Genomic DNA, 12,428 nt, shown 5'->3' with positions numbered 1-12,428 from the left:
AATTCTTAATTACTATTGTTTTTTGATAATTTTGAAACTTGCTTTTTGCTGATTAGCTTCTAAATTAAGAATATAAATTCCTTTTGGTAAAAAATGTAAATCTAAATTATATGAGTCTACATTATTGTTAAACACTGTTTTACCAGTTAAATCATAAATCTCTACCTTTTTATTTGATAGTGATTTAGATGATGAAATTTCTATATTATTAATAAAAGGGTTTGGATAAATACTAACTAATTTAAACAAACTTTCTTCTACACTTAAAGTGCTATCTATATTAAAAAGTGCTGTATCGTAAATAGACCAATCTCCGTTTGAGTCTTGAACTCTTATATAAAACAAATGTTCTCCTTCTGCTAAACCAGTTGTATTAATATTTAAAACTTGAGTTGATTGCGCTGGGTCACCAAACACAATTGATGTACCATTACCCACACCAGGATCTGAATCTATAAAATATTCTGCAGAAGAAACCTCATCAGGAATTAAGTCAAAATCTTTAATGTAGATAATTTGCCTGTCATACAAACTCCAATTACCTTGATTGTTTTGTGTTCTCAAATAAAACGAATGAAACCCCTCAGAAAGACCTGTTGTTGGAATTGTATAAGTTTGAGTTAACATGCCACTATTACTGTCTACACTAAGCGCATTGGCATTACCAACACCTGGGTCTGTATTAAAAAAATACTCTGCTGCAGTAGCCGTATAGGTATTAAAACTATTTACATAAAAAGTTTGTCTTTCATATAAACTCCAATTTCCAATACTGTTTTGTGTTCTAATATATAAACTGTTAAACCCGTTTGAAAGACTACTTGTTGGAATAGCAAATGTTTGGGTTAATTGTCCTGTATTACTGTTTACTGTTAAAGCAGTTCCGTTGCCAACGCCTGGGTCTGTATTAAAAAAATACTCTGCGCTGGTTATGTTTTGAGCAAATCCTGAATAACATAAGAATACTAAAACATATAATATAATGTTACTCTTCATATTAATTTGCATTAGCATTTGTAGAAATTGTAACACTTATGTTATCTCCCGGTGCAACTTTATCTGTAATATCATCAATAGAAACTGTAGGAACACCATTTGTGTAGCCATAATTACTGAAATTAAATGTTCCATCATAAATTCCCATATCTACACCTCCAGCACCAGTTCCTTTAGCAGGAGACCCTGCTTGTAAGTGATAATCATCAATTTGAGAATAAAAGGAATACCCTGCATCATTTGTAGCTACAAATAAAGGATCTTGATTATAAAGATTATTATTACCTACAGGTAAAGTTACATTACCGCCTCCATAATTATAAATTAAACAGTTTTCAAAAAAAACACCAGCAGAATTTGGAGATCTATCTTGATAATAATCATAAACAACAATATTATTTTGCACTGTGATATTACCCAAATTAGAGTTCAAATTAGCTATAGGCCAAGTTGAATTACTTCTAATAAAAATATTGTTCTTTACAGTTATAGATAGGTAACTTTTTAATGCTAAATAAGATAAAAACACGTTATTACTAATAATAGTATTAGTATAATTATTATATGAAGAACTAGTGGTATTATTTCCCATTTGATTTATAACATTCCCTCTTACAACAACATTATCTGACCCACTAGCTTGACCCAAACCTAAAATACTATTAATATAATTATTTTCTATAATAAGGTTAGAAATTACTGTTGTGTTACTGGTAAACAAATCATCATTAACATAAAAACCAGATATTTTAGTATTTGAAGCCCCATCACCTAAAACAATGTCTTCTACCGTTGTTCTTTTATCTGGTGTAAGGTGACCATAACCAATAATAGTAATAGATTTATTAATAGACACGTTACCATAAGTAGTTTCTGAAGGCTGAACATAAATTATATCTCCAGCACTAGCTACAGATATGGCAGTTTGCAAATTATTATACTGTGCGTTTGCACCAACTGAATTGTCTACTGTAATTACATTTTGCGCTTTAACAATTGATACAAAAAGTAAAGCTGTTAATAAAAAAGTTAGTTTGATTTTCATTTTTTTGTTTATTGAAAAGGTTAATAGCTATGTCAAATATAAAACACTGTAATCTAACAAACTACAATTAATTATCATCTGTTAACTTTGAGTTATTAAACGGTGTATATAAAGAATAAAACGTAATAATATCTATCTTTGAATAAAAACCTCCCTAAGGTAATTATCTAATTAATAGTTTAAAATGTTATAAAAATTAAACTATTAAAAAACCATGCTTAGCACTATTATAATAGATGATGACCAAGTAGCTATTAATAGGCTAACAAAACTTTTAATATCACACAAAAATATCTTTAATTTAAAAGGCATATGCAAAACTGTTGAAGATGCTACTACAATCACAAAGAAGATAAAACCAGATATTATCTTTCTTGATGTTAATCTTAATGACAAAACGGCCTTTGATTACCTAAAACAAATAGAAAAAATAAATTTTATCATAGTTTTTACTACCGCCCATAAAGAGCAAGCCATTAGAGCTTTTAAATTTCCTGCATTAGATTATTTAATAAAACCAATTTCTAAAACTGACTTAAATGACACTGTTTCTCTATTAAAAAACAAACTCACTTCTAAAAACAATATTCAATTTAAAGATTTACTAAATAGTCTACCTAAAAAAAAACACCAAGAAAAAATAAGTATAGCTACTGAAGACGGCTATGTTTTTCTGAAAACTGCAGATATTATTCATTGTAAATCTGACACTAATTATACTCATATTTATTCTATAAACAATGACAAAATTACATCTTCTAAAACCTTAAAAGTGTTTGAAGAAATTTTAACAGACAGTAACTTTTATAGAATTCACAATTCTCACTTAATAAACATAAACCACATTAAAAAATATACAAATGGAAAAGGAGGTTATGTAACAATGAGTGATGACACTTTACTTAAAGTATCTGTTAGAAAAAAAACTAATTTTTTAAAACTAATTATCAACCAAAAATTAGATTAAATAGAATTTTTGACAAATTTTTTTTAATAGAAAAGTTATGAAACATGTTTTTTTCTTAGTTTGTTTAACGACGCGTTTAACTCATAACCCAACAGCAAAATATTAGCATTTAACCAAAGGTAAAACAACAATATTAACAAAGCACCAATAGAACCGTAAAGCTTATTATACTGTCCAAAATTTTCAATATAAATACCAAACAAATATGATGAAAGCATAATTAATAATGTTGTAAAAAGTGCGCCCACAGAAAAAAATCTTGAATTTCGCCCTTCGTGCGTTCCAAAATAATACAATGTTGCTGTTGCTAAATATATCATGGCCACAAAAAATAAATATTGAGCAAAATTAGCCCAAAATACATTTTGAGCATCAACGGCAAAAGCATTTAATAAACCTTGCACTACATATATTTGAAAATACCCTAAAAATGCAATAGTTAGTATTAACAAAAACGCTAAAATTAGAGCTATACCTAAAGCGTATAAATATTGCTTAAACACATTACGTGTAAGTTGTTCATGGTAAGAATTTTCAAAACCAGAAAACACTGCATTTACACCATTTGCCATTAAAGCAATTGATAATACAAATACAGATGATAATAACCCACCACGTTGTGATTGGTCTATGTTTTCAAAAATATTATTTATAAAAAAATCGGATGTGTTTGGTGGTAAAAACGACTCTAAAAACACTAAAAACTCACCTTTAAAACCCTCAACAGGAATATACGGTATAATAAACAGCACAAATAACAAAAACGGAAAAAGCGCCATAAAAAAACTAAAAGCAATAGCACTTGCTCTGGTTGTTAATGCCCCTTTAACTATACCTATAATGTAAAGCTCTAACAAATCATAAAACGATAAGCCTTCTAAACCAGGTAGCTTAACTTTTTTTAAAAACCGCATTAAGACGTTTAATAGAGGTATTTTTTCTAGTTTGTCTTCAATGGGTTTACTCATATAACTTTGTATTTAGCTTGTAATACAAAGTTATTAAATTTATAATTGCAGATATAAGAATATTTAGGTTAAAACTACAATTATTACATAGCTTTTAAACTCAAATCCATGTTATGAACAGAGTGCGTTAAAGCACCGCATGATATGTAGTTTACGCCACACTCTGCATAATGCCTAATGGTAGTTTCGTTTATATTACCAGAAGATTCTGTTAAACACTTATCGCCAATTAATTTTACCGCTTCTCTGGTATCTTCATAATCAAAATTATCAAGTAAAATACGAAAAACACCATCATTCCTAAGTATTTCTTCAACCTCAATAAGATTTCTGGCTTCAACCATAATTTTTAAATCTCGGCCCGTTTCTCTTAAATAAAGTTTAGATGTTTCAATGGCTTTTGTAATACCACCAGCAAAGTCTATATGATTGTCTTTAAGCATAATCATATCATATAATGCAAACCTATGGTTTTCACCACCACCAATTTTAACTGCCCATTTTTCTAACACTCTAATACCTGGTGTTGTTTTACGGGTATCTAAAATTTTGGTATTTGTACCTTTAACCAAATCTACAAAATGCCTAGTTTTAGTTGCAATAGCACTCATACGCTGCATTGAGTTTAACACGGTACGCTCTGCTTTTAATATAGATTGTGAAGGGCCTTCAACATACATTACAACATCACCAAACGTAACTTCTGTACCGTCTTCAATACGTACATCTAACTTTAAGTTTTTATCAACGTAGGCAAATATTTTCTTTGCAAAATTTACCCCTCCAATAATACCTTTATCTTTTACTAAAAGTTTTGCACGCCCTCGAGCGTTTTCTGGGATACAGGCTAAAGAACTATGATCGCCATCTCCAACATCTTCTCTAATGGCATTTGCAATTATAGATCTTACTTCTTGGTCAAACTGCTCTTGTGTAATCATATTTTTTATTGGTTTCGCACAAAAATAATAAATAGATTTACTTTTTTAAATTTTAGATTTATGAAATTTTTATTTTTTCTGATTTTAAATAAAGATTTCTTAATTAACAAACGTTATTTTTATTATTATGACTATAAGCCTTATTGCCATTGGAAAAACCGACAACAACCAACTACAAACACTTATAAATGAATATATTAAACGTCTTGGGTTTTATATAAAGTTTACTTTTGAAGTGATTCCAGACATTAAAAACACCAAGCATTTAAGTGAGGTGCAACAAAAGCAAAAAGAAGGTGAACTTATTTTAAGTAAAATTTCAAACGCCGATACTTTAATACTTTTAGACGAAAATGGTAAGCAATTTACCTCGGTTAATTTTGCTAATTACTTACAAAAACACATGAACTCTGGTGTTAAAAATGTAGTATTTGTTATTGGTGGCCCTTATGGTTTTTCAGAAGATGTTTATGCTAGAGCCAACGGAAAAGTATCCTTATCAAAAATGACGTTTTCGCACCAAATGGTACGTTTATTTTTTATTGAGCAGCTATATCGTGGTTTTACAATATTAAAAAATGAACCTTACCACCACAGATAATCTGTTGGCGGTAAGGTTATTAAAAAACTATTAATAATTATGAAAAACTTGTTTGCGTTTTTTAAGCTGAATTTGTAAATCTTTAATGGTTTCTTTTACAGCTTCTTCGTAATTTTCTTCGTTTGAACTTGCAAAAATTCGGGGTCCTGGTGCACTTAATTCTATTTTACATATTTTGCCTTTAGTTTTGGCATTATGTTCTACTTCAAAATGTACTTGTGCACCAATTATCCATTCATATTTTTTATGAAGGTTTTTTAATTTTTCGGTTACGTACTGGTTCATAGCATCACTTGTTTGCATATGAACATATTGAATGTTTACTGTCATAATTCTTTCCTTTTTATAAGTATAAAATTAAAAAGAATGTTACAGAAAAAAGATGAGATTTGTCATGTAAAAATACTGAGCCTTTTACATTTTAAAGTGAATTTACTACACGTTAAATTTTACCATTTTCGTGCAATTGGGTTAAAATAGCTCTTAACTGCCCAGGGCTTACTGGTTTTATAATATAATCTGAAATTTCACTGATACTTTTTGCTTTTTCAATATCAACAGGATCAACAGATGAAGACACCATGTAAATGGTTATTTTTTTACCAACTTTAGGTTTTATTTTTATGTATTCTTCCATAAACTGAAAACCGTCCATAATTGGCATATTTATATCTAGTAAAATAACATCGGGTAATTCTTTTTCATTATTTAAATTATCAATTAAAAAATCAAAAGCTTCTTCGCCATCAGAAAAAATGGTAACATTTTCAGCTATTTCAATAGATTTTAAAATTTTTGTTATTGTGAATTGGTATATTTCATCATCATCAACTACACATACATTTAAAGCGCTATTCATTTTTGTTATATTTAAAAGGTTATTATAAATGTTGTGCCTTCATTTACAGCGCTTATTGCCGCTATTGAACCACCCATTGTTTCTATTTGTACTTTAGTCATAAATAAACCAACGCCTTTTGCGTTTGGATGCCTATGGAATACTTTGTTTAATTTAAATAATTTGTGCCCGTGCTTTTTTAAATCTATCCCCAGGCCGTTATCTTTAAACTTTAAAACCACTTTACCTTCAACTAGCTCTGAACTCACGTGAATTTCTGGGGTTCTATTTTTTGCACTATACTTTATGGCATTCTCAACTAAGTTAAGAAAAATACTTTCTAAGTATATCTTGTTGTATGATATTTTGTTTACTTGTGAAAAATCATCGGTTATAATTGCATTTTTCTCAGCAATTTGTGCCGCTAGCACCTCTTTTGTTCTATTTAATGTTTCATCAAAAAACACGGTTTTAATTACAGCTTTATCGTTTTTAGCTTTTAAGGCTTCAACTAAGGTGCTTAAAGTTAATGTTAAATGACCTATTACTTTTTCAAACTTACCAAACAAAAGTTGTTTTTCTTCATTATCTTCAGCAGTATTATACAAATCTAAAAGTGCATTTAAATTACTTACTGGTGCGCGTAAATTGTGCGATGTAATTTGAACAAAATCTGCCAACTGGGTATTTTGTTTTCCTAATTTATCTGCTAACACCTCAAGGTTTTCCTTTGATTTTATTAAACGTGTTTCTGCTTCTTTTTGCACAGATATGTCTCTAATAGCAGCCGAGACTAATAAACCTTCTTCTGTTTCTAACGGACTTATACTTAGTTGCACAGGAAACTCTTCACCAAACCTATTAATACCATAAAACTCTGTGGTTTCTAATAAATTTATTGATTTTGGATTTGTAAAAAAACCTTGTGTGTGTAATTTATGTTTTTTACTAAAACGTTTGGGTATTAACACATCTACAGGTTTATTTATTAGTTCGCTAGGGCTGTAACCAAACAATTTTTCAGTTTGTTTATTTATAATTTGAATTTTGCCTTCGTCATTTATTATAACCATAGCATCGGGTGCAGATTCTAGCAAACCTCTAAATTTTAGTTCTGCCATTCTTTGAAGCGTAATGTCTTGGCATGTTCCTAAAACTTCAAGAATATTATTATGCTCATCTAACTCAATTTCACCTCTAACTTGCAGTGTTTTTAAATTGCCATTAGGCATTACAATTCTATATATAATTTCACTGTTTACAATTTTATTTTCTAAAACTGTTTTTATATGTAATTTTAGTCTATCTACATCATCAGGATGTGCTCTTTCTAAAATAGTATTTAGCGTAGGGTTTTGCACACTATCATTAACCCCCATTATTTTATACATACTTGTAGACCAACGCATTTTATTGGTTTCTTGGTTAACTACCCAATGCCCCATCATGTTTATTTCTTCGGCTTGATTTAGAAGTGTATTTTTTCGTAACAATTCTTGCTCAGTATTTTTTGACTTGGTTATATCTTGAAAAACACCAAAAACCCTAACACATTCACCCAATTTAAACTCTGCTTGTCCAATGGCTCTTACCCATTTTAAGTTGCCTTTTTGGGTAATAATTTCTAACTCTACATCATAAGGTTCTCCAGTTTCAATAGTATTATTTACAACTGCTGTAATGGTATCTCTACTTTTTCCTTCTTTGTAAAAATTTATAGCGGTATTTAATTCTGGAGTAAAATCAATAGGCACCTCATGTATTTGGCAAACCATTTTGCTCCAATACACTGTTTGCTTTACTAAATCTAGCTCCCACGCGCCTATTTTTGCTACTCCATTGGTATTTTCTATAATTTCTTCGGCGCGTTTTTTTTCTAAACGTTGTTTTCGCTGTTCTGTAATGTCGCCGGTGTACATTATAAGGCCGCCTATTGCTCCATCGGCTTTAAACCATGGCCTTACCTCCCAGAAAATCCACTGCACAGTGCCATCCTCTCTAACAAAAGGAGCTTCATCACAAGCATCAACAGCACCATTTAAACATTCTTGGTGCTTTTTTTTCCAATCGTCTCCTATTTCAGGAAACACCTCGTAATGCGATTTTCCTATTATTGTTTCTCCTTCTTTTTTATAATCTTTCACCCACTTTTGTGATACTGCTAAATACACCATATTGGTATCTAACATAGCTATAGATGTGGGAGCTTGTTCTATTAATATTTTATTAAAACGTTCTTGTATTTCTATATCGGTTTTCAATTTTGAAACCTGAGATAAATTACCTTTAATTTTTTGATTAGTAAATGCAATTTCTTTTTGAGCCTTAATTAATTCTTTATTTTTTTTAATGAATTGCCTAAATAAAGGCCCAAGTATTAAAAAGAAACAGCCTATTATAACAACACCAGACATAATTGCCAAAAACCAAACAGTACGCATTAAACCATTTAAATTATTTGATGCTTGTTGCTCTAAATTTTGCGATAATTTTATAATAATTGCTTCATATTTGCTGTTGGCTGTATTAATAGTATTTAATGAGCTTGATATGACCTCTTTATTAGGGTAGTTAATAACGTTATTGGTTGATGAAACTATACTATTAAAACATGGCTTGCTTTGTTTTAGCAGAGTTGCTGAAACATCATTGTTTTGTTGTAAATTAATATGATTAGTTAATAAACTTTGAGTACTTTTAAATTGTTTTAAAGCTTTTGCTAAACTTGGTATTTCATCAAAATTATTAGAAGTTGCTACACTTTTTTGCAGCGTAATTATTGTTTGAGATATTTTTTTACTTAAAACTATTTGCTGATTAGCGCTTGTTATAAGTGCATTATCTTTTTTTCGTTCACTAATATTCCCATCAATAATTAGTAAAACTATTATTAACACCAATATTTTGGTAACAATAAAAAGGAGCGCCCCTTTTCTAATTTTATGTTGGGTATTAATCATATCTGCTTTAATTCAAAACTAAAACAGCAACTTACCTTCTTCTTAAATAAAAAATTAAAAGTATTTTATAAATTTCAACCCAAATATTAAAATTGCATTAAAAAAAACTAACAAAAAAGTTGAGAGGATTTTTTTGTTAGAAACACTTTACTTTTAAAGCTACAAAGATATTTAAAAAAACATATAGTTTTATAAATAAAAACATCATTATTACTTTAAAAATCAAAACAATGAAACTCGTTTTTGCAACAAACAATTTAAACAAACTAAAAGAAGTACAAGCTTTATTACCTAACCATATTACACTACTTAGCTTAAAAGATATTAATTGTTTTGAAGATATACCTGAAACCCAACCAACCATTGAAGGTAACGCCATACAAAAAGCCGAATACATTAAAAACAACTACAATTATAATTGTTTTGCTGATGATACAGGCTTAGAAACCGAAGCTTTAAATGGTGCACCTGGTGTATATTCAGCAAGATTTGCTGGCCCACAAAAAAACGCCGAAGACAATATGACTAAGTTGCTGCAAGACTTAAACAACAACACTAACCGCAATGCACAGTTTAAAACCGTTATTGCTTTAAGTTTAAATAATAAAACAGAAACATTTACTGGTATTTGCAAAGGGCAAATTACTCAGGTAAAACAAGGAGAAAAAGGCTTTGGTTATGACCCCATTTTTAAACCCAACGGCCACAACAAGACGTTTGCTCAAATGAATTTAACTACCAAAAACCAAATTAGCCACAGAGGTAAAGCTATTAATTTGTTAGTTGAATTTTTGTCAACCATAAAATAAACCACACAAAAACCACCATGCCTATTGGTTGTTAATTTTCTTTATGTTACCTTTAATCTATGATGACAGCCGAAGAAATTGAAATAGAAAATGCAGCAATTACCAAAGCCTACAAAGAGCTTTTAAAGGTAAGCTACACCACGCTTTCTGATGACGATAAAAAACTTATAAGAAGTGCTTTTGAAGTAGCTCTAGATGGGCATAAAAACCAACGAAGAAAATCTGGTGAAGCCTATATTTTTCACCCTTTAGCAGTTGCAAAAATTGTAGCACAAGAAATTGGTTTAGATGGCACATCAATTGCCGCTGCCTTACTGCACGATGTTGTTGAAGACAGCCCCGATTATAATATTGAAGACATTGAAAAACGCTTTGGCAAAACAGTTGCCACCATTGTAGATGGGCTAACAAAAATATCATCTTTAAGTAAAGAAAAAGACATGGATGTGTCTTTACAAGCAGAAAATTTTAGAAAAATGCTGCTTACTTTAAACGATGATGTTAGGGTAATAATTATAAAAATTGCCGATAGGCTTCACAACATGCAAACCATGGACTCTATGCGTCCAGATAAGCAAGAAAAAATAGCCTCTGAAACCCTATATATTTACGCACCATTAGCGCACAGAATAGGGCTTTATAATATTAAAACCGAACTTGAAGACCTTGGCTTAAAATATACCGAGCCCAATACCTATTATGATATTTTAGGTAAAATTAAAGAAAGTAAAGAAGAACAAGACAAGTATATTGAGCAATTTAGTGATGTTATAAAAAAATCATTAGACAAAGAACTTTTTAATTACACCATAAAAGGAAGACCTAAATCTATTTTTTCTATTAAAAGAAAAATGGTAAAACAAGGGGTTTCTTTTGATGAAGTGTATGATAAGTTTGCTATTAGAATTATATATAAAAGTGATGTTGAAAACGAAAAGTTTTTTGCATGGAAAATATACTCTATTGTAACAGATCATTTTAGGCCAAACCCAACACGATTGCGTGATTGGATTTCATCTCCAAAAACTACGGGGTATGAAGCATTACACATTACCGTTATGGGCCCTAAAGGGCGTTGGGTTGAAGTACAAATACGAAGCGAACGCATGAATGAAATAGCCGAAAAAGGCTATGCTGCACACTACAAATACAAACAAGACAGTGAAAAAGAAGACAACCTTGACGCTTGGATTAATCGTTTACAAGAAGCACTTGAAAACCCCGAAACCAATGCGGTAGATTTTGTTGAGCAGTTCAAACTAAACCTGTATTCAAAAGAAATATTTGTTTTCACACCTAAAGGCGATTTAAAATCTCTACCAAAAGGTGCCACCGCACTAGATTTTGCTTTCAATATTCATACTGAAGTTGGTATGAAAACCCGTGGCGCCAGAGTTAATGGTAAATTAGTGCCACTTAGCCATGAGTTAAAAAGTGGCGATCAAGTAGATATTTTAACCTCTGAAACCGCTAAACCAAACCCCAACTGGTTAGATTATACCTCAACCGCCAGGGCTAGAAGTAAAATAAAATCTGCTCTAAGAGAAGACAAAAAACGCATTGGCGAAGAAGGAAAAGAAATTTTAAGGCGCAAATTAAAACAACTTAAAATTACATTAAACGAAGCATCAACCAATGAGCTTGTTAACTATTTCAAACTAAAAACAAGCCTAGATTTATTTTATAGAATTGGCAATGGTAGTATAGACAATACCATGCTAAAAAACTTTGCATCATCTAGAAGCAATGCCTTAATGAGTTTTATTAAAAATAAAATTACAAGAAAGGGCACTGTTAAAAAAGATGACATAGAAAAAGAAGACGTTGCTGTAAGGTATGATTCTTTAGTTTTTGGTAAAGAAGAAGAAAAATTAGACTATAAATTAGCCAATTGTTGCAACCCAATACCTGGCGATCCTGTTTTTGGTTTCTTAACAGTTTCCGATGGCATAAAAGTTCACAAAAAAAACTGTCCAAATGCAATAAGCCTACAATCTAACTACGCCTACCGCATTATGCCAGCAAAATGGGTAGACTCTACACAACAAGAATTTTTAGGTAAAATAGTTATCACCGGTATAGATAATATGGGCTTAGTTAATGAAATAACTAAAATAATTTCATCTAACATGAATGTAAATATGAAAAGCTTAAATTTTGAAAGTAATGATGGGCTTTTCACAGGAAAAATAAACCTTGTAGTTAAAAATAACAACACCATAAAAAAGCTTATTGAAAAACTAAAAAAAATTAATGGTATAGATAAGGTTACTAGAGTGTAAAAAAAGTGTAAATTTGCTCCG

General features: G+C 30.3%; 11 protein-coding genes. 4 read left to right on the top strand and 7 right to left on the bottom strand.

Annotated features, from left to right (window positions below):
- Nucleotides 1–12 precede the first annotated feature (12 nt).
- Both ACYX4H_RS10425 and ACYX4H_RS10420 read right to left on the bottom strand, forming a co-directional pair.
- Nucleotides 13–996 carry a T9SS type A sorting domain-containing protein gene (locus tag ACYX4H_RS10425; RefSeq protein WP_476236185.1) on the bottom strand — a complete coding sequence of 328 codons (984 nt, stop codon included), beginning with the start codon at nucleotides 994–996 and terminating at the stop codon, nucleotides 13–15.
- Nucleotide 997: 1 nt separating this feature from the next.
- The gene (locus ACYX4H_RS10420) at nucleotides 998–2,041 is read right to left on the bottom strand and encodes a right-handed parallel beta-helix repeat-containing protein (RefSeq protein WP_476236184.1); all 1,044 of its coding nucleotides are present in this window, start codon (nucleotides 2,039–2,041) and stop codon (nucleotides 998–1,000) included.
- Between the two features lie 214 nt (nucleotides 2,042–2,255).
- Here ACYX4H_RS10420 and ACYX4H_RS10415 point away from each other — a divergent pair, with 214 nt between their 5' ends.
- On the top strand, nucleotides 2,256–3,008 hold the full coding sequence (locus ACYX4H_RS10415) for a LytR/AlgR family response regulator transcription factor (RefSeq protein ID WP_476236182.1): 753 nt from the start codon (nucleotides 2,256–2,258) through the stop codon (nucleotides 3,006–3,008).
- A gap of 35 nt (nucleotides 3,009–3,043) precedes the next feature.
- Here the strand turns inward: ACYX4H_RS10415 and ACYX4H_RS10410 are convergent, their stop codons facing one another.
- Together ACYX4H_RS10410 and nadC are read right to left on the bottom strand one after the other, a co-directional pair.
- The gene (locus ACYX4H_RS10410) at nucleotides 3,044–3,976 is read right to left on the bottom strand and encodes a YihY/virulence factor BrkB family protein (RefSeq protein WP_476236180.1); all 933 of its coding nucleotides are present in this window, start codon (nucleotides 3,974–3,976) and stop codon (nucleotides 3,044–3,046) included.
- An 83-nt stretch (nucleotides 3,977–4,059) separates the two neighbouring features.
- Entirely contained in the window at nucleotides 4,060–4,917 is an 858-nt protein-coding gene (gene nadC, locus ACYX4H_RS10405; RefSeq protein ID WP_476236179.1) for a carboxylating nicotinate-nucleotide diphosphorylase, read from the bottom strand.
- Nucleotides 4,918–5,044: 127 nt separating this feature from the next.
- Here nadC and rlmH point away from each other — a divergent pair, with 127 nt between their 5' ends.
- Entirely contained in the window at nucleotides 5,045–5,518 is a 474-nt protein-coding gene (gene rlmH / locus ACYX4H_RS10400; protein WP_476236177.1) for a 23S rRNA (pseudouridine(1915)-N(3))-methyltransferase RlmH, read from the top strand.
- 30 nt (nucleotides 5,519–5,548) lie between these two features.
- Here rlmH and hpf read toward each other — a convergent pair whose 3' ends face one another.
- From hpf to ACYX4H_RS10385, 3 genes are all read right to left on the bottom strand, one after another.
- Nucleotides 5,549–5,848 (bottom strand): ribosome hibernation-promoting factor, HPF/YfiA family, encoded by a 300-nt coding sequence (gene hpf / locus ACYX4H_RS10395; RefSeq protein WP_476236176.1) that lies wholly within the window; start codon nucleotides 5,846–5,848, stop codon nucleotides 5,549–5,551.
- Between the two features lie 112 nt (nucleotides 5,849–5,960).
- Nucleotides 5,961–6,377 carry a response regulator gene (locus ACYX4H_RS10390; protein ID WP_476236174.1) on the bottom strand — a complete coding sequence of 139 codons (417 nt, stop codon included), beginning with the start codon at nucleotides 6,375–6,377 and terminating at the stop codon, nucleotides 5,961–5,963.
- Nucleotides 6,378–6,388: 11 nt separating this feature from the next.
- The gene (locus ACYX4H_RS10385; protein WP_476236173.1) at nucleotides 6,389–9,316 is read right to left on the bottom strand and encodes a PAS domain-containing sensor histidine kinase; all 2,928 of its coding nucleotides are present in this window, start codon (nucleotides 9,314–9,316) and stop codon (nucleotides 6,389–6,391) included.
- A gap of 230 nt (nucleotides 9,317–9,546) precedes the next feature.
- Between ACYX4H_RS10385 and ACYX4H_RS10380 the strand changes: the two genes are divergently transcribed.
- Both ACYX4H_RS10380 and ACYX4H_RS10375 read left to right on the top strand, forming a co-directional pair.
- Nucleotides 9,547–10,125 carry a non-canonical purine NTP diphosphatase gene (locus ACYX4H_RS10380; RefSeq protein WP_476236171.1) on the top strand — a complete coding sequence of 193 codons (579 nt, stop codon included), beginning with the start codon at nucleotides 9,547–9,549 and terminating at the stop codon, nucleotides 10,123–10,125.
- 62 nt (nucleotides 10,126–10,187) lie between these two features.
- Nucleotides 10,188–12,407, top strand: a complete 2,220-nt coding sequence (locus tag ACYX4H_RS10375; RefSeq protein ID WP_476238659.1) for a RelA/SpoT family protein — start codon at nucleotides 10,188–10,190, stop codon at nucleotides 12,405–12,407.
- Nucleotides 12,408–12,428: the final 21 nt, after the last annotated feature.

This window comes from Seonamhaeicola sp. ABD4_340 (assembly GCF_056312135.1).
The sequence above is the reverse complement of the archived record's forward strand: the minus strand, read 5'-3'. Positions and strand labels throughout refer to the sequence as shown.

Excerpts from the sequence above, each read along its gene's own strand:
- ACYX4H_RS10410 (WP_476236180.1), bottom strand. The coding sequence starts at position 3,976 with ATGAGTAAACCCATTGAAGACAAACTAGAAAAAATACCTCTATTAAAC.
- ACYX4H_RS10380 (WP_476236171.1), top strand. The coding sequence starts at position 9,547 with ATGAAACTCGTTTTTGCAACAAACAATTTAAACAAACTAAAAGAAGTA.
- ACYX4H_RS10385 (WP_476236173.1), bottom strand. The coding sequence starts at position 9,316 with ATGATTAATACCCAACATAAAATTAGAAAAGGGGCGCTCCTTTTTATT.
- ACYX4H_RS10415 (WP_476236182.1), top strand. The coding sequence starts at position 2,256 with ATGCTTAGCACTATTATAATAGATGATGACCAAGTAGCTATTAATAGG.
- nadC (WP_476236179.1), bottom strand. The coding sequence starts at position 4,917 with ATGATTACACAAGAGCAGTTTGACCAAGAAGTAAGATCTATAATTGCA.
- rlmH (WP_476236177.1), top strand. The coding sequence starts at position 5,045 with ATGACTATAAGCCTTATTGCCATTGGAAAAACCGACAACAACCAACTA.
- ACYX4H_RS10390 (WP_476236174.1), bottom strand. The coding sequence starts at position 6,377 with ATGAATAGCGCTTTAAATGTATGTGTAGTTGATGATGATGAAATATAC.
- hpf (WP_476236176.1), bottom strand. The coding sequence starts at position 5,848 with ATGACAGTAAACATTCAATATGTTCATATGCAAACAAGTGATGCTATG.
- ACYX4H_RS10425 (WP_476236185.1), bottom strand. The coding sequence starts at position 996 with ATGAAGAGTAACATTATATTATATGTTTTAGTATTCTTATGTTATTCA.
- ACYX4H_RS10420 (WP_476236184.1), bottom strand. The coding sequence starts at position 2,041 with ATGAAAATCAAACTAACTTTTTTATTAACAGCTTTACTTTTTGTATCA.
- ACYX4H_RS10375 (WP_476238659.1), top strand. The coding sequence starts at position 10,188 with ATGACAGCCGAAGAAATTGAAATAGAAAATGCAGCAATTACCAAAGCC.